Source organism: Micrococcus sp. Mcc89, assembly GCF_024519795.1.
Lineage (GTDB): Bacteria > Actinomycetota > Actinomycetes > Actinomycetales > Micrococcaceae > Micrococcus > Micrococcus luteus.
Genome location: NZ_JALJRI010000045.1, coordinates 1 through 15995 on the forward strand (window position 1 = coordinate 1; position 15995 = coordinate 15995).

Here is a 15995-nt window from a genome sequence, read left to right on the forward strand (position 1 = left end):
AGAGGCCCACTCGTCTCATCTCAGCCCGGCCCTCGTGCCAAGAACCTCATGACCCGCAACAACTAGCCCTCCCCGCGACGCTCGCGCATGCGGCGCAGCAGCTCGTACGCCTCCGGCACGGAGAGCTCCGAGTGGCTGGACAGCTGGACGGCGGCGGACTCGAGGTTGCCGTCCCGCACCATGGCGGCGAGCTGGTCGCGCAGCCACGGCGGCAGGTCCCGCGAGGAGAGCCGGACGGACTCCGTCCCCCGCATCACCTCGACCTCGAAGGGGAGCTCCTCCTCAGCGGGGGCGGCGGTCCACTCGGCGGGGACGGTCAGGGTCGTCAACTCGTCTGCGGGCGGCGCTGCTGAGTCGTGGTCGGCGTCCTGCCGGGCGTCGTCCTCGGCCACGGCGTCAGAGGTCTCGCGATCGGGCGTCTGGGCGTCCGGCTCCCCCCGCCCGCTCGAATCCTGTCCGGGCCGCTTCGGCCCGGGGGTCTCGGCCGGGGCCGCATCGTCCCGGTGGGGCTCCCCATGGTCGTCGGGAACGGGCCCCGCGACTCCGGCGGACGTGGCGTCCGGTTCCTGCACCGGCTCGGAGTAGACCTGCGGATGCACGGCGAGGGACTGCACGTCCATGACGGCGTCCTTCAGGCCGCGTCCCGTGTGGGCGCGGTAGTCGCGCACGGCCTCCATCACACGGCTCTGGGCGATGTGCCCGTACACGCGCCGATGGGCGTCCTCGTCCAGCAGCCCCGCCGCCAGACGCGCCCGCTCCGGTCCGATGTCCAGCCCGCGACCGGACGGCGTGCGCTGATCCGCCGCCTGACGCGCTCGACCAGCCGACATCCACCGGGCGGCGGCGAACGCGAGGGCGCCGATGACGACCACCGCGAGGACAGGGACGAGATATTCCATGCCTCCAGTCTAGGTGTGGCCCGCGAGGGCCATGCCGGCAGCCGCGGCGCCACATCACAACCTGGTCACAGTTCTGCCAGGGCTCCAGAGCCACCGGGGGGCCTCCCCTACGGTGGAACGTGGAGTCTTCCGTGTCTGGTCACGGCGGCCATGGAGGAGACACTCCGCCCGCCACTCGACCGAGCCAGGAGACCGCATGTCCTTCCCCCGCCCGTCCGCCCGCACCGTCGACACCCCCTCGCCCCGGCGACGCCGCTGGTGGGGGACGTCGGTGGCGCTCGCCCTCGTGCTGGCCGGCTGTGCCGCCCCGCAGGGGGACGAGGGGACGGCGGCCGGGTCCTCCGGCGCCACGGACGCGGCCGTCTCGTCGCCCGCATCTGCGGACGGATCGGAGGCCTCGTCGTCGCAGGGACGGTCCTCGGATGCGGCGTCGTCCGGTGAGGGCTCGCCGTCGGCCGCCGCGGACCCCGCCCTCCCCCTGGCCGCCCGCTCCCATGAGGACGTGCCGATGCGGGCCTTCACGGCGGAGGAACGCCCGCCGCAGTTCGTCCTCTTCTCCTTCGACGGTGGCCGTCAGGACGCGCGCTGGAAGACCTTCCTGGACGCGGCGGCGGACTCCGACGCGAAGTTCACGGTGTTCCAGTCCGCGATCAACCTCATCGAGACCGCCAACCGGGAGAACTACACGGCGCCCGGCAACGAGCCCGGCTACGTGGGCACGGAGTTCGGCGGCGACGAGGCCGAGGTGGCGCAGCGCATCGAGAACATCAACACGGCACACGCCGCCGGCCACGAGATCGGCACCCACTACGCGGGTCACCTGTGCGCGCCCACGAGGTACGGCGCAGACCAGTGGTCCACGGCCGAATGGAAGCAGGAGTACGGCTCGTTCACGGACATCCTCTCCGACCCCGGCGCCTACAACCCGGGCAGCTCCCTGCCGGCGCTGGAGGTCACCCCCGACGACGTCAAGGGCGGACGCCTGCCCTGCCTCGACGGGGAGTGGGACCAGCTCGTCCCGATGTGGAAGGACAACGGACTCGAGTACGACACGTCGCGTGCCGCGGCCGCCTCCGGCGTCGCCTGGCCCTACCAGGAGGACGGGATCTGGGAGTTCGAGATGCCGATGACCTGGTCCCCCGTGCTCGCCGAGAAGGACGCGGCCAGCCCGTTCGTGATGGCGATGGACTACAACTTCTGGATCTCCGGCAACGGCGGCAAGGACATCCCGGAGGACGTCGCCCGACTCACCGACTTCCAGTACCGCACCTACCGCTACATGTACGACTCGGCGTTCGCGGGCAACCGCGCCCCGCTGGTCTTCGGCAACCACTTCAACGACTGGGGTCTCAACGCGTTCAACCCGGCTGTGGAGAAGGTCATGCGCGAGGTCTGCGTCGAGGAGGACACCTACTGCGTGACCTACCAGCAGATGATCGCGTGGCTCGAGCTGCAGGACCCGGAGGTCCTCGCCGCCTGGCGCGACCAGGCCCGGTCCGCCACCGGCACGGATGCCGAGAACCTCGGCTGGTGACCCGCCGGGCGGCCCGCTCACACCCGCCCCCATGACGGCCCCGGCTCAGCGCGCCGGGGCCGTCTCGCGTCCGCGCAGCACGACGACGGCGCTCGCCAGGGCGGTCAGCACCAGGGCCAGGACCATCAGCACCGTCCCCGGCCACCCGTGGGACTCGTGGAACACGCCGCCCAGCCAGCCGAAGAGGCTCGAGCCGGCGTAGTACGCGAAGTTGTACAGGGAGGTCGACTGGGCGCGGCCCGTGGGGGCGGCCGTCCCGGACCACGCGGAGGCCACGGCATGGGCGGCGAAGAACGCGCCCGTCACGAGCACGAGGGCAGGCACCAGCACCGCCGGATGCGGGACCAACGTGAGGGCGACGCCCGCCGCCATGGCCGCCGTCGCGCCGGCCAGGACGGGCAGCCGTCCCACCCGCGCGGCCAGCCGACCCGCGCGCGGCGACGACCACGTGCCCGCGAGATAGGCGAGGAAGACGAGGCCGGCCGCCGTCGGCGTCCAGGAGAACGGCGGGTCGAGCAGGCGGTACCCCACGAAGTTGTACAGCGCCACGAACCCGCCCATCAGCAGCGCCCCCTGCAGGTAGACGGCGACGAGCTCCGGCGAGCGCAGGTGACCGCGCACGATGCGCACGAGCGTCGCCGGGGAGGTGGGCGACGGCGTGAAACGCCGGGCGCGCGGCGTGATCGCCAGGAAGCCGACCGTGCACAGCACCCCGACCACGGTGACGGTCAGCATCCCGCCGCGCCACGAGGACGCCTCCGCGACGGGCAGGGCGAGGAGCCGGCCGGAGAGCCCGCCGAGGGTGGTGCCGGCGATGTAGGTGCCGGCGGCAGCCGCGACCGCGTGCGGGACCACCTCCTCCGCCAGCAGCGCCACGGCGAGTCCCGCGACGCCCCCATGCGCCATGCCCTCGAGCAGGCGCAGGCCCAGCATGGCCTCGAACGTGGGTGCGAGGACGCCCGTGAGCGCGCACGCACTGGCGGAGACCATCGAGACCACCATGGCGCGTCGGCGGCCCCACCGGTCCCCGGCCACGGACCACGGCACCACCGACACGGCGAGGCCGAGTGTGCTGGCGGAGACGAGCAGGGCGGCACGGTCCGCGGGGACGCCCAGGTCGTCGCTGACGAGCGGCAGCAGGCCCTGCGGGGAGTAGAGCTGGGCGAACGTGGCCACCCCCGCCAGGAACAGCCCGATCAGCAGCCTGCGGTACGCGGGCTCCCCGGGAGCGGCCGGCGCGGGTCCCGACGGCGGGACGGCCGGGGGCCCCGCGCTCGGGGGCGGAGTGGTCGGGGGCACGCCCTCACTGTATCCAGGCTGTCCACTACGATCGGTCGGGTGACTACCTCGACCCCCTCCCTCGACCTGCACGACTCCTTCAAGGCGTACGACGTCCGCGGCATCGTGGGCGAATCCATCACGGCGGAGAGCGTCCGCGCGGTGGGCGCGGCCTTCGTGGACGTGCTGGGCCTGGCCGGTCAGACCGTGCTGGTCGGCGGGGACATGCGCCCCTCCTCGCCCGCGTTCATGACGGCCTTCGCCGAGGGTGCCACGCGCCGCGGCGCCGACGTCGTCACCCTGGGGCTGATCTCCACGGACATGCTCTACTACGCGGCGGGCGTGAAGCAGGCCGCGGGCGTGGTGTTCACCGCCTCGCACAACCCGGCCGAGTACAACGGCATGAAGATGGCCCAGGCCGGCGCCGTGCCGGTCTCCTCGGACACCGGGCTGTTCGAGATCCGCGACGCGGCCCAGGCCTACCTCGACGCCGGTGAGATCCCCGCGGCCGAGACCACCGGCACCGTGACGGAGGAGGACATCCTCCCCGGCTACGCCGCATACCTGCGCTCGCTCGTGGACCTGACGGGGGTGCGCCGCCTGAAGGTCGTGGTGGACGCGGGCAACGGCATGGCGGGCAAGACCACCCCGGCCGTCCTCGGCGACGCCGAGACGGCCGCCCTGCCGCTGGAGATCGAGCCGCTCTACTTCGAGCTGGACGGCACCTTCCCGAACCACCCGGCCAATCCTCTGGAGCCGGAGAACCTGCGGGACCTGCAGGCCGCCGTCGTGGAGCACGGTGCGGACATCGGCCTGGCCTTCGACGGCGACGCCGACCGCTGCTTCGTGATCGACGAGCAGGGCGCTCCGGTCTCCCCCTCCGCGGTCACCGCCCTGGTGGCCCGCCGCGAGATCGCCCGCGCGAAGGCCGACGGCGAGCAGACCCCCGTGGTCATCCACAACCTGATCACCTCCCGCGCCGTCCCCGAGCTCGTGGCGGCCGACGGGGGCCGGGCCGTGGAGACCCGCGTGGGCCACTCCTTCATCAAGGCGGTCATGGCCGCCGAGTCCGCCGTGTTCGGGGGCGAGCACTCCGCGCACTACTACTTCCGCGACTTCTTCAACGCGGACACCGGCATGCTCGCGGCCATGCACGTGCTGGCGGCCCTGGGCGGCCAGGAGCAGCCGCTGTCCGAGCTGGCCGAGGAGTACGAGCCGTACGTGGCCTCCGGCGAGATCAACTCGCAGGTCGAGGACAAGGACGCCGCCGTGGCCGCGGTGGTGGCGCAGTTCGCCCCCGCCGTGGGCGAGGGCGTCGGCGAGGGCCAGGCCGTGCACGAGGACTTCGCCGGGGTGGCCACCACGGTGACCCGCATGGACGGCACCACGGTCGCCGCCCAGGACGGCACGTGGTGGTTCAACCTCCGCCCGTCCAACACGGAGCCGTTCCTGCGCTACAACGGCGAGGCCCGCACGGCCGCCACCATGGAGGCACTCCGCGACGCCGTGCTGGCGATCGTCCGCGCGGAGCGCTGACCGCGGCGGCTCATCCGGCCTGGGCGAGGACGAGCGGCAGCACCCCCTGCGCGCCGGCCTCGCGCAGCACCCGCGCAGCCTCGGCGAGCGACCACCGCGAGTCGACGAGGTCGTCGACCAGCAGCACGGGGCCGTGGCGGCCGGCGTCCGGGGCGGTGCGCAGCATCTGCGCCATCGCCTCGGGGACGGCGAACCGGCCGTACACGGACCCGAGCCGGTAGGCGCTGTTGCCGCCCGGCCCGGCCGTGGGGCCGCCGCGCGCGTGGTCGAGCGAGCCGAGGAACGGCAGCCGGCCGATCCGGGCGATCCCCTCGGCGAACGACCCCACCAGCTGCGGGCGGGTGCGCGAGGGCATCGCGACGACGGCGATCGGCCGCGTCCGCCACCCCCAGCCGGCCAGGACGTCGACGGCGCCCCGCAGGACCTCGTCCGGCACCGGGGCGTCCTCCCGGTCCAGCAGGTCCCGCAGGACGGTGCCCCACCCGAGGTCCGTCAGGCGGGCGAGCGCGCGACCCTCCTCGGCCTGTGACTCGGGCGCGATGCGCCCCTTCACGGGCACGCCCAACCGGTCCATGCCCGAGGGCCACATGCGACGGGGCTCGATCGGCACACCGGTGCGGCGCAGGGCGGCCTCCGCGCGCTCCCGCGCCGCCCCGTCCGATCCCGTCGGGTACCAGGGGCCGGCACAGACGTCACAGCGGCCGCACGGCGCGGCGGTGGGGTCGTCCAGGGTGCGGGCCAGGAACTCCATGCGGCACCGGTCCGTGGTCTGGTAGTCGAGCATGAGCCGCTCCTCGGCCCGGCGCGCCTCGGCCACGCGGGCGTACCGCTCGGCGTCGTACGTCCATTCCCGCCCGGTGGCACGCCAGCCGCCGCCCACCCGCTCGACCGCCCCGTCCACGGCGAGGACCTTGAGCAGCAGCTCCAGGGTGGTGCGCTTGATCCGCACGGCCGGCTCGAGCGCCGCCGCGGAGAGGGCCCCGCCGTGGTCCGCGAGCGCCCCCAGCACGGCGCGCGCCTGCTCCTCGTCCGGCATGGAGGCGGTGGCGAAGTACTCCCAGATGCGGCGGTCCTCGGGCCCGGGCAGCAGGAGCACGTCCGCGTGGTCCGTCCCGCGGCCGGCGCGGCCGACCTGCTGGTAGTACGCCACGGGCGAGCCCGGCGCACCGAGGTGCACCACGAACGTCAGGTCCGGCTTGTCGAAGCCCATGCCGAGCGCCGAGGTGGCCACGACGGCCTTCACCTGGTTGGCCTTGAGGTCCTCCTCGATCTCGGCGCGACGCTCCGGGTCCGTGCGGCCCGTGTAGGCGACCACCTCGTGCCCCGCCTCGCGCAGGGCGCGCGCCGTGTCCTCGGCGGCGGAGACGGTGAGGGTGTAGACGATCCCGGAGCCCGGCAGGTCCCCGAGGTGGTCGAGGAGCCAGGCCAGGCGCGCGGCCGGGCTGGGCATGCGCAGCACGCCCAGGCGCAGCGAGGCGCGGGCCAGGGGGCCGCGGAGCACGAACACGTCCTGCTCGGAGGCGACGCCGAGCTGCTCCACCACGTCCGCCACCACACGGGCGTTGGCCGTGGCGGTGGTGGCCAGCACGGGCACCGCGCGCGGCCCCTCGGCGGGAAGCAGCCCGATCAGGTCCCGGATGCGGCGGTAGTCCGGCCGGAAGTCGTGGCCCCAGTCGGAGATGCAGTGGGCCTCGTCCACCACGAGCAGGCCCATGCGCGCCACGAGGTCCGGCAGCTGCTCGTCCCGGAACCGGGGGTTCGTGAGGCGCTCGGGCGAGATCAGCAGCACGTCCACCTCGTCCGCCGCGAGCCGAGCACGGACCTCGTCCCACTCCGTGGCGTTCGCCGAGCTCACGGACACCGCGCGCACGCCCGCCCGGGCGGCGGCCGCGACCTGGTCCCGCATGAGCGCGAGCAGCGGGGAGACGATCAGCGTGGGCCCCGCGCCGCGGGCGCGCAGCAGGAGGGAGGCCACGAAGTACACGGCGGACTTGCCCCAGCCGGTGCGCTGCACCACCAGGGCGCGGCGGCGGTGGGCCACGAGCGCCTCGATCGCCTCGAACTGCCCGTCCTTGAATCGCGCGTCCGGCCGGTCCACGAGCCGACGCAGGACGGCCAGGGCCTCCTCGTGCAGCGCGGCGTCGCCCCCCGGTACGGAGGTCTCGGGGAGGCGGGGGCCGGCGTCGGGGTGCGAGGTGGCGTCCATGGCGTCAGTATGCCAACCGGCCCGGACACCGCAGGCGCGGCGGCGCCGTGCACCGGTGGGATGATGGGGGGATGAAGCTGAGCGCCTACACCGACGTCTGCCTGCGTGTACTGATGACGCTCGCGGCCGCCGAGGGCGAACGGCTCACCAGCCAGCAGATCGCGGACCGGATCCAGGTGCCCTACAACCACGTGATCAAGGCGGTCGCCGAGCTGCGTCGCCGCGGGACCATCGAGGTGCTGCGCGGTCGGCATGGCGGGGCCATGATCGCCGCGGCCGGTCTGGACCAGCGTGTGGGCGAGCTCGTGCGCTCGCTGAGCAGCCGCGACGAGGTGATCGACTACGCCGGGCGCGACTCCGGGGTGGCGTGCCCCTACGCCGGCGACTGCCGCCTGCGCGGCGCCCTGCACCGCGCACGCGAGGCCTTCCTCGCCGAACTCGACACCGTGCGGATCCGGGATCTGGTGAGCGCTGGGCCTGTCGGCGGGCCCGTACTGCTGGGCCTGCCGGAGATCCCCGTGGCGCACTGACGGAACGGGCCGGGGGCGAGTTCCCGACGGCGACGGCCGGGTGTAATCTGGCAAAGACAGCGCAAGATTCGCCACCTTGGAGACGGAGACCCCCGTGCTGTCCGAGAAGTCCCGCCCCGTCATCGAGGCCACCGCCGCCGTCGTCGCCGAGCACATGCCGGAGATCACGCCCCTGTTCTACGCCCACATGTTCGAGGCCCACCCCGAGCTCCTCGACGGCGTCTTCTCCCGCGCCAACCAGCGCAACGGCGAGCAGGCCCAGGCCCTCGCCGGATCCATCGTGAAGTTCGCGGTGCACCTGCTCGAGAACCCGGGCACCCTGCCCGAGGCCGTCCTGTCCCGCATCGCCCACAAGCACACCGCCCTCGGCATCGTCGAGGAGCAGTACCCGATCGTCTACGAGAACCTCTTCTGGGCCATCGGCGAGGTGCTCGGCGACGCCGTCACCCCCGCGGTGGGCGACGCCTGGACCGAGGTCTACTGGCTCATGGCCGACGCCCTTATCAAGATCGAGAAGGGCCTCTACGCCCAGCAGGCCAACGACAGGATGTGGACGGACTGGAAGGTCGTCGCAAAGGAGCCCACCGGCAACGCGGCCGTCACCTTCCGCTTCGAGCCGGCCGACGACACCCCGCAGTCCCGCGGCAGGGCCGGCGGCTACGTGTCCGTGCGCCTGAAGGTCGAGGACGGCCTGCGCCAGTGCCGCCAGTACTCCCTCTCCGAGAAGGCCGAGTCCACCACCGAACGTGTCATCACCGTGAAGCTGGACGAGGGCGGCGAGGTCTCGCCCATGCTCATCCAGAACGTGGAGGTCGGCGACGTCATCGAGCTGTCCAACCCCTACGGCGACATCACCCTCGAGGACGAGGACTCCACCGCTCCCCTGGTCCTGGCGACCGCCGGCATCGGCATCACGCCGGCCGCCTCCATCCTGAGCTCGCTGGCCGAACAGGGGTCCGACCGTGAGGTCGTCGTCCTGCACGCCGATGCCTCCCTGGAGTCCGTGGCCCTGCTCGGGCAGCTCACGGAGTCGCTCTCCGCGCTGCCGAACGCCCAGGCCCACCTGTGGCTCGGCGTGGCCCCGGAGCAGGCGCCCGAGGGCATCACCGTCCACGAGGGCCGCATGGACCCCTCCGAGATCGAGCTCCCCTCCGGCGCCGAGGTCATCCTCTGCGGCCCGCTCGCGTTCATGCAGTCCACCCGCTCGAAGCTGATCGACGCCGGCGTGCCCGCGACGTCCATCCGCTACGAGATCTTCGGCCCGGACCTCTGGCTCGCCGCCTGATCCGGCCCCGGAACGCGGAACGGCCCGCACCCCTCACGGGGTGCGGGCCGTTCCGCGTTCCGGGGCTCAGGCCTGGGCGAACCGGGCCTTCTGCGCCTCGAAGCGCTCACGCACGACGGCGGGCAGCGACTCGCCGAACCGGCCGAGCCACTGCTCGATGAGCTCGTTCTCCTCGGCCCACTCCGCGGCGTCGACCTTGAGGGCGTCCTCGAGGTCCTCGGCCGACACCTCGATGCCGGACAGGTCGAGCGAGCCCGCGGCCGGAACGAGACCGATCGGGGTCTCCTCGGCCTCGGCCTTGCCCTCGAGGCGCTCCACGACCCACTTCAGGACGCGCGAGTTCTCGCCGAAGCCGGGCCAGGCGAAGCCGCCGTCGCGGTTGCGGCGGAACCAGTTGACCAGGTAGATGCGCGGCAGCTTCTCCGGGTCGGCCTTGCCGGACTCCCTGACCCAGTGGGCCAGGTAGTCGCCGGCGTCGTAGCCGAGGAACGGCAGCATGGCCATCGGGTCGCGGCGCACCACGCCGACGGCGCCGGCGGCGGCCGCGGTGGTCTCCGAGGAGAGGGTGGCGCCCTTGAGGATGCCGTCCTCCCAGTCGAAGGCCTCGGTCACCAGCGGCACGGTGGTCTTGCGGCGGCCGCCGAACAGGATGGCGTCCAGCTTCACACCCCGCGGGTCGCGGTACTCGTCGGCCAGCATGTCCGTCTGCTCGATGGGCGTGCAGAACCGGGAGTTCGGGTGGGCGGCCGGGGTGCCGGACTCGGGCGTCCAGTCGTTGCCGCGCCAGTCGGTGAGGTGCTCGGGGACCTCGTCCGTCATGCCCTCCCACCACACGCCGCCGTCGTCGGTGAGGGCGACGTTGGTGAAGATGGAGTTGCCCTTGGAGATCGCGCGCATGGCGTTCGGGTTGGTGGACCAGCCGGTGCCGGGGGCGACGCCGAAGTAGCCGGTCTCCGGGTTGATCACGCGGAACTCGCCGTCCTTGCCGGCGCGGATCCAGGTGATGTCGTCGCCCAGGGTCTCGGCCTTCCAGCCCTCGATCGTGGGGTCGATGAGGGCGAGGTTGGTCTTGCCGCAGGCCGACGGGAAGGCACCGGTGATGTGGTAGGACCGGCCCTCGGGGTTGGTCAGCTTGAGGATCAGCATGTGCTCGGCGAGCCAGGCCTCGTCCCGGGCCATCACGGAGGCGATGCGCAGCGCGTAGCACTTCTTGCCGAGCAGGGCATTGCCGCCGTAGCCGGAGCCGAAGGACCAGATGGAGCGCTCCTCGGGGAAGTGCACGATCCACTTGGTCTCGTTGCACGGCCACGGCACGTCCTGCTCGCCCGGCTCCAGCGGGGCGCCCACGGAGTGCACGGCCGGCACGTAGAAGGCCTGCTCGCGGGACATCTTGTCCAGCACGTCCTGGCCGATGCGGGCCATGATGCGCATCGACAGGACCACGTAGGCGGAGTCGGTGATCTCCACGCCGTACTTCGGGTCCTCGGCGTCGAGGTGGCCCATCACGAACGGGATCACGTACATGGTGCGGCCGCGCATGGCGCCGGTGAACGCGTCGTCGAGGATGCCGTGCATCTTCGCCGGGTCCATCCAGTTGTTGGTGAAGCCGGCGTCCTCCTCCTTCTCGGAGCAGATGAAGGTGCGGTCCTCCACGCGGGCGACGTCGGCGGGATCGGAGAACGCGGCGAAGGAGTTGGGGAACTTGTCCTCGGCCAGGCGGGTCAGGGTGCCCGCCGCCACGAGCTCGTCCGCGAGGCGGTCGCGCTCCTCCTCGGAGCCGTCGACCCACTGGACGGAGTCCGGCTGCGTCAGCTCTGCAATCTGAGCGACCCACTCGCGCAGCTGGGCGTAGTCCGTGGGCGCGTCCGCCAGGGCGCGATCCGCGAACGAGGTGGTGGCGTTGTCAGCCATGGTGGAGAGTCCTCCCATTGGGGTCCGGGGCCGTTCCGTCCCGTCCACTCCGATGCGTGCACCGCCGAAGCGCGCACCACATCGTTGTGGCCGCACGGTCCTGCCATGGTACCCGAGCCCGGCTATCATGGCCGCGCCCCCGCCACACCCCCGACTCAGACCACCGCAGACCGTCGATTTGCACTTCGCCGGAGAGGTCCTGTAGTGTTCTACGAGTTCGAGCCGCTCCGGCGGATCGGATGATGCGCCCATAGCTCAGCTGGATAGAGCGTCTGTCTACGGAACAGAAGGTCAGGGGTTCGAATCCCTTTGGGCGCACGATCGGAAGGCCCCGCTCCTGCTGGAGCGGGGCCTTCGTCGTGTCGGCGCGCTCCTCTGCCACGCCCCCACGCGCGCCGCCGCGGAGGTCAGCGCCCCGGAACCACGAAGTGCGTCAGGGCGGCGTCGCGGCCGTCGAGCTCGGCCCACGGCTTCTCCACCCGGAACACCTGCATCCCGAGCGTCGGGTAGTGCTCGCTCATGCGCAACGCCGCGTCCTGGTCCGAGTCCAGGCTCATCAGCCGCATGCCCAGCTCCTGCACCCACGGCATGTGGCCCACCACCAGCAGCCGTCGCGTGGTCTCCTCCGTCTCGTTGACGACGGCCAGGGCCCGCGCCGCGTCGGCGCCGTACAGCCGCGGGTCCAGGTAGGGCGTGGGTGCCAGCTCGCCCAGGCGCTCGCACACCCACACGCACGTCTGACGGGTGCGTAGCGCATCGGAGCACACGACGGCGTCCGGGACGAGGTCGTGCTCGCGGAGCCAGTCACCGGCGGCGGGCGCCTGGGCGTGGCCCCGCTCGGCGAGCGGGCGGGCGTGGTCGTCGGCCGCGTCGGGCCAGCCGGCCTTGGCGTGCCGGAGGACGATCAGGGTCTTCGCGTCGGCGGTGCTCATGCGGCCAGGCTACGGCGACGGCCCCCGCTCGGGTGAGCGGGGACCGTCGTCGGACACGGGCGGGCGCGGGTCAGATGCTGTACTCCGGTGCCGCCCACACGACCACCTCGGGGTGGCGGTAGAAGCGGTAGCCCTGGCCGCGCACGGTGCGCACGGTGTTCGCGAGACGCCCGAGCTTGGCGCGCAGTCGGCGGATGTGCACGTCGATGGTGCGCTCGTTGGGCACCTCGTCGGCGTTGCGCCACAGGGCGTCGAGCAGCTCCTCGCGGCCGACGGTGCGCTCGCCGTTCTCCACGAGGTAGTTCAGGAGCTCGAACTCCTTGAAGGTGAGATTCAGCGACTCGCCGTCCAGCTGCACCTCGCGCCGGGACAGGTCGATCAGCACACCGGGCTGGCGCGTGGACACGGGGGCCGGTGCCTGCGCCAGGTCGGGACGGGTGCGGCCCTGCACGGTCGGATCGCCGAGCACCTGGCGCACGACCTCGAGGTCGCGGCCCTCCGCGCCGGCGGGGGCCAGGGCGACGGCGGCGTGCGACTCCGCGCCGGGGACGAGGGACTCCACGTAGTGGCGCAGCTCGTTGGCCAGCCGCGTGAGGGAGGTACCGGCGGCCGAGGCGGCCAGCTCGTCCATGCCCACGTAGATGACGAACCCACGCGCCTCGTTCTCCCGGGCCACCGCCTGGGGGCCCGGAATGCCGTTCGGCGCCAGGACCGGCGTCGGCGCCGTCTGGGAGTCGGGGGCGTCGGTGCCACCGGCCAGGCGCAGGCCTGCGCGGGCCTGGCCTCGGCGGGACATGCCGTCGGCCCGGCGCTGCGCATTGCGGACGGAGATGTGCACGTATCCGGCGGACTGACCCATGGCCACCACTCCTCTTTCGGCTCATGGCCCCTCCACCGCTCGGTCGGTGCGGCGGACGAGGCGTCACATGACAAGAATGTGACTTCACCGAGGAGACTGGCAAGTAACGTTCGCGGTTTTGTCTCACTATTTGAGAGAACGAGTCCTGAATGTGCTCAACATCACTATTCGCGGATCGGAATAGCGTTGCGCGGCCGCTCGGCTCGCCCGCATAACTCTTTCAGCGCTCCACAGGGCAGGGCGTGCCGCACATACCAGTGAGTATGCGGAATATTTATGCAGGCGACTTCCAGATTTGCCATGTGACGCCGTGATGACGGGTCGCAGCGAGCCTCGACGTCCACTAGATGGACGACACATTCGCGGCTCCGCTTGACGTCCCCGCCGGAGACGCTCCCACGAGACGGCCACGGCCCCCGCCGGGTGGGGGCGGGGGCCGTGGCCGTCTCGTGGCGGACGCGGAGGTCCGTTCAGGTCATTCCGCCAGGCCGTAGAGCCGGTCGCCGGCGTCGCCGAGGCCGGGGACGATGTAGGACCGCTCGTCCAGGCGCTCGTCGACGGCGGCCAGGTACAGGTCCACCTCGACGTCGCCCAGCGAGGCCTCCAACCGCTCGATGCCCTCGGGCGCTCCGAGCAGGCAGAGGCATGTGACCCGCGCCGCGCCGCGCTGGTAGAGGAAGCGGATGGCCTCGATCAGCGTGCCGCCCGTGGCCAGCATGGGGTCCAGGACGAACACGTGACGCCCGGACAGGTCGGCCGGCAGCCGCTCCGCGTAGGTGACGATGTCCAGCGTCTCCTCATTGCGGGCCATGCCGAGGAACCCGACCTCGGCGGACGGCGCCATCTTGGTCATCCCCTCCAGCATCCCGAGCCCCGCGCGCAGGATCGGCACGACCAGCGGACGCGGGCGGGCCAGCCGAAAGCCGGTGGTCTCGGTCACCGGGGTCTCGATCCGCACCTCCTCCATGGCCACGTCGCGCGTCGCCTCGTAGGCGAGCAGCATCACGAGCTCCTCCGTGAGCTGCCGGAAGATCATGGACGGGGTCTTCTTGTCCCGCAGGACGCTGAGCTTGTGGGCCACGAGCGGGTGGTCGACGATGTGGACGCGCATGGCGCCCACGGTACCGCCCACGCGCGCCCCTCCGCCCGTCCCCGCGCCCGCGGGGGCGCCGACACCGCCGCTAGGCTGGCCGCGTGTCCGCCCCCGTCCCCTCCCCCGCGCCCACGGCCGAGCAGGAGCACGCGTGGATGGGCCTGGCACTCCGGGCCGCCCGCGCGGCCGGAGCGGCCGGCGACGTGCCGATCGGCGCCGCGCTCGTGGCCGGCGACGGGACCGTCCTGGCCGTCGTCGGGAACGAGCGCGAGCAGCACCACGACCCCACCGCCCACGCCGAGGTCCTCGCGCTGCGCCGCGGCGCGGAGCTGCGGGCCGCCGCCGGAGCGGGCGACGGCTGGCGCCTGACGGACTGCACCCTCGTGGTGACCCTCGAGCCCTGCCCCATGTGCGCCGGTGCGCTGCTGCTGGCCCGGATCCCGCGCGTCGTGTTCGGGGCGTGGGACCCGAAGGCGGGCGCGTGCGGATCGGTGCTGGATGTGGTCCGCGACCCCCGCTTCAACCACCAGGTGCAGGTCCGCGCCGGCGTCCGTTCCGAGGAGAGCGCGGCGCTGCTGCGGGGGTTCTTCGCGGCACAGCGCGACTGAACGCGCCCGCGCCCGACGCCGGCGGGCGGCCGGTTTGGGCGCGCCGCCACGGCTCGGGTAGGGTGTCCTGGTCTGGTGACGTGTCCGAGCGGCCGAAGGTGCAGCACTCGAAATGCTGTGTACGGTAACCCCGTACCGTGGGTTCAAATCCCACCGTCACCGCCAGATGTGAAGCCCGGGAGCCTCGTGTTCCCGGGCTTTCGCCATGCCGGGGCGGGTCCGGCCGCCGGCTCAGCGCGGCAGGACGGCGTCCAGGAACGAGGCCACCGCGGACCACGAGATGGTGGCGTGCACGGCGCTGGCCGGCACACCGGTGCGGAGCACCTCCGCGCTGCGGGTCTTCGCGGTCATCATGCCCAGGTCGTGGCCGCCCTCGGCCACCGAGTAGAACGCGGTGCGCAGTCCGGCGGCCTCGGCGGCCCGGTACAGCTCGAGGCTCTGCCCCCACGGGACCGTGACGTCCTTGCGCCCGTGGACGACCAGCAGGGGCGGCGAGTCCGGGCGCACGTGTGTGATCGGCGAGGCCAGCCGGGTCAGGCCGCCCGAGGCCAGGACCGGTACCCCCAGCATGTCCGACTTGGTGCTGCGGTCGTCGAGGTGGCAGTGCTCGAGCCGGTTCGCGCGGTTGTAGTCCGCGCACGCGCCCGGGAGCATCTGACGGTTCATCGTCAGGAAGTCCGTGGGGCCGAAGAAGTCCACGATCGCCTGGACGCGGTCCTCCTCCGGGATCGCGTGGCCGCCGTCGGGCACCTCCCGGCCGGGCGGCGGCACCTGCTCCCGGTCCAGGTCCTGCCCGCCCGTGAGGCCGGCCATGAGGGCGTTCCAGCCGCCCGATGACGAGCCGGCCACCGCCACCCGCCCCGCGTCCAGCTGCAGGCCCGGGGCGTTGCGCCGCACCCAGCGGACCGCCGCCGTCGCGTCCTCCACCTGGGCAGGGAACGTGCCCTGCTTGGAGCTGCGCACCGAGAACGCGGCGACGGCGTAGCCGTGCGGGACCAGGCCGCGGGCGACGTCGGCGCCGTCGCTGTAGCCGCGATCGCTGCGCCAGCCGGAGCCCGCGTTCCACACGAGGACCGGGAACGGGCCCTGGCCCGGCGGCCGGTACACGTCGATGCGTCCGGCGCGCCCGGGCAGGGCCGCGTACGTGTGGCCGGTGGAGCTGCGCATGCCGTACAGGGCCGTCGCGTTGGCGCCCAGCGGCCCGGCGGGCGCGCCGGCCAGGTCGGCGACGACGGCCACCCCGCCCACCGCGAGGGCGCCGACCCCGAGGCCGAGCGCGGCGCGGCGGGACACCCGCGCGGACCGTGCGGTCGACGTCATGGGC

General features: G+C 72.9%; 13 protein-coding genes and 2 tRNA genes. 7 read left to right on the forward strand and 8 right to left on the reverse strand.

The genetic code is table 11. The features are described 5' to 3' along the window. Window positions 1-62 precede the first annotated feature (62 nt). Window positions 63-899 carry a hypothetical protein gene (locus NR072_RS05670; RefSeq protein ID WP_049147902.1) on the reverse strand — a complete coding sequence of 279 codons (837 nt, stop codon included), beginning with the start codon at window positions 897-899 and terminating at the stop codon, window positions 63-65. Between the two features lie 196 nt (window positions 900-1095). On the opposite strand from NR072_RS05670, the gene NR072_RS05675 reads away from it, so the two are divergent. Continuing rightward, window positions 1096-2433: a hypothetical protein gene (locus NR072_RS05675; protein ID WP_049147903.1), complete on the forward strand. Its 1338-nt coding sequence runs from the start codon at window positions 1096-1098 to the stop codon at window positions 2431-2433. 45 nt (window positions 2434-2478) lie between these two features. Here NR072_RS05675 and NR072_RS05680 read toward each other — a convergent pair whose 3' ends face one another. Next, the gene (locus NR072_RS05680) at window positions 2479-3630 is read right to left on the reverse strand and encodes an MFS transporter (RefSeq protein ID WP_255419543.1); all 1152 of its coding nucleotides are present in this window, start codon (window positions 3628-3630) and stop codon (window positions 2479-2481) included. Window positions 3631-3771: 141 nt separating this feature from the next. Between NR072_RS05680 and NR072_RS05685 the strand changes: the two genes are divergently transcribed. Next, window positions 3772-5247 (forward strand): phosphomannomutase/phosphoglucomutase, encoded by a 1476-nt coding sequence (locus NR072_RS05685; protein WP_123244170.1) that lies wholly within the window; start codon window positions 3772-3774, stop codon window positions 5245-5247. 10 nt (window positions 5248-5257) lie between these two features. On the opposite strand, the gene NR072_RS05690 is transcribed toward NR072_RS05685, so the two are convergent. Beyond that, on the reverse strand, window positions 5258-7453 hold the full coding sequence (locus tag NR072_RS05690; protein ID WP_225348270.1) for a RecQ family ATP-dependent DNA helicase: 2196 nt from the start codon (window positions 7451-7453) through the stop codon (window positions 5258-5260). A 71-nt stretch (window positions 7454-7524) separates the two neighbouring features. On the opposite strand from NR072_RS05690, the gene NR072_RS05695 reads away from it, so the two are divergent. Next, entirely contained in the window at window positions 7525-7983 is a 459-nt protein-coding gene (locus tag NR072_RS05695; RefSeq protein ID WP_225348269.1) for an Rrf2 family transcriptional regulator, read from the forward strand. 94 nt (window positions 7984-8077) lie between these two features. Next, window positions 8078-9268 carry a globin domain-containing protein gene (locus NR072_RS05700; RefSeq protein WP_230260217.1) on the forward strand — a complete coding sequence of 397 codons (1191 nt, stop codon included), beginning with the start codon at window positions 8078-8080 and terminating at the stop codon, window positions 9266-9268. A 66-nt stretch (window positions 9269-9334) separates the two neighbouring features. Here NR072_RS05700 and NR072_RS05705 read toward each other — a convergent pair whose 3' ends face one another. Next, window positions 9335-11179 carry a phosphoenolpyruvate carboxykinase (GTP) gene (locus tag NR072_RS05705; protein WP_049147908.1) on the reverse strand — a complete coding sequence of 615 codons (1845 nt, stop codon included), beginning with the start codon at window positions 11177-11179 and terminating at the stop codon, window positions 9335-9337. A gap of 244 nt (window positions 11180-11423) precedes the next feature. On the opposite strand from NR072_RS05705, the gene NR072_RS05710 reads away from it, so the two are divergent. Then, window positions 11424-11497 (forward strand) — tRNA-Arg (locus tag NR072_RS05710). 89 nt (window positions 11498-11586) lie between these two features. Here the strand turns inward: NR072_RS05710 and NR072_RS05715 are convergent. The 3 genes from NR072_RS05715 to upp form a co-directional block, all read right to left on the reverse strand. Further along, entirely contained in the window at window positions 11587-12111 is a 525-nt protein-coding gene (locus NR072_RS05715; RefSeq protein WP_002854135.1) for a histidine phosphatase family protein, read from the reverse strand. Between the two features lie 70 nt (window positions 12112-12181). Beyond that, window positions 12182-12970 (reverse strand): winged helix-turn-helix domain-containing protein, encoded by a 789-nt coding sequence (locus NR072_RS05720; RefSeq protein WP_256836456.1) that lies wholly within the window; start codon window positions 12968-12970, stop codon window positions 12182-12184. A gap of 475 nt (window positions 12971-13445) precedes the next feature. Then, window positions 13446-14081 carry a uracil phosphoribosyltransferase gene (gene upp / locus NR072_RS05725; RefSeq protein ID WP_010079486.1) on the reverse strand — a complete coding sequence of 212 codons (636 nt, stop codon included), beginning with the start codon at window positions 14079-14081 and terminating at the stop codon, window positions 13446-13448. 83 nt (window positions 14082-14164) lie between these two features. Between upp and NR072_RS05730 the strand changes: the two genes are divergently transcribed. Together NR072_RS05730 and NR072_RS05735 are read left to right on the forward strand one after the other, a co-directional pair. Next, the gene (locus NR072_RS05730) at window positions 14165-14671 is read left to right on the forward strand and encodes a nucleoside deaminase (RefSeq protein ID WP_002854128.1); all 507 of its coding nucleotides are present in this window, start codon (window positions 14165-14167) and stop codon (window positions 14669-14671) included. Between the two features lie 74 nt (window positions 14672-14745). Beyond that, window positions 14746-14836: transfer RNA gene (locus NR072_RS05735), tRNA-Ser, on the forward strand. 66 nt (window positions 14837-14902) lie between these two features. On the opposite strand, the gene NR072_RS05740 is transcribed toward NR072_RS05735, so the two are convergent. Next, entirely contained in the window at window positions 14903-15991 is a 1089-nt protein-coding gene (locus NR072_RS05740; protein ID WP_256836457.1) for an alpha/beta hydrolase, read from the reverse strand. Between the last annotated feature and the right edge of the window lie 4 nt (window positions 15992-15995).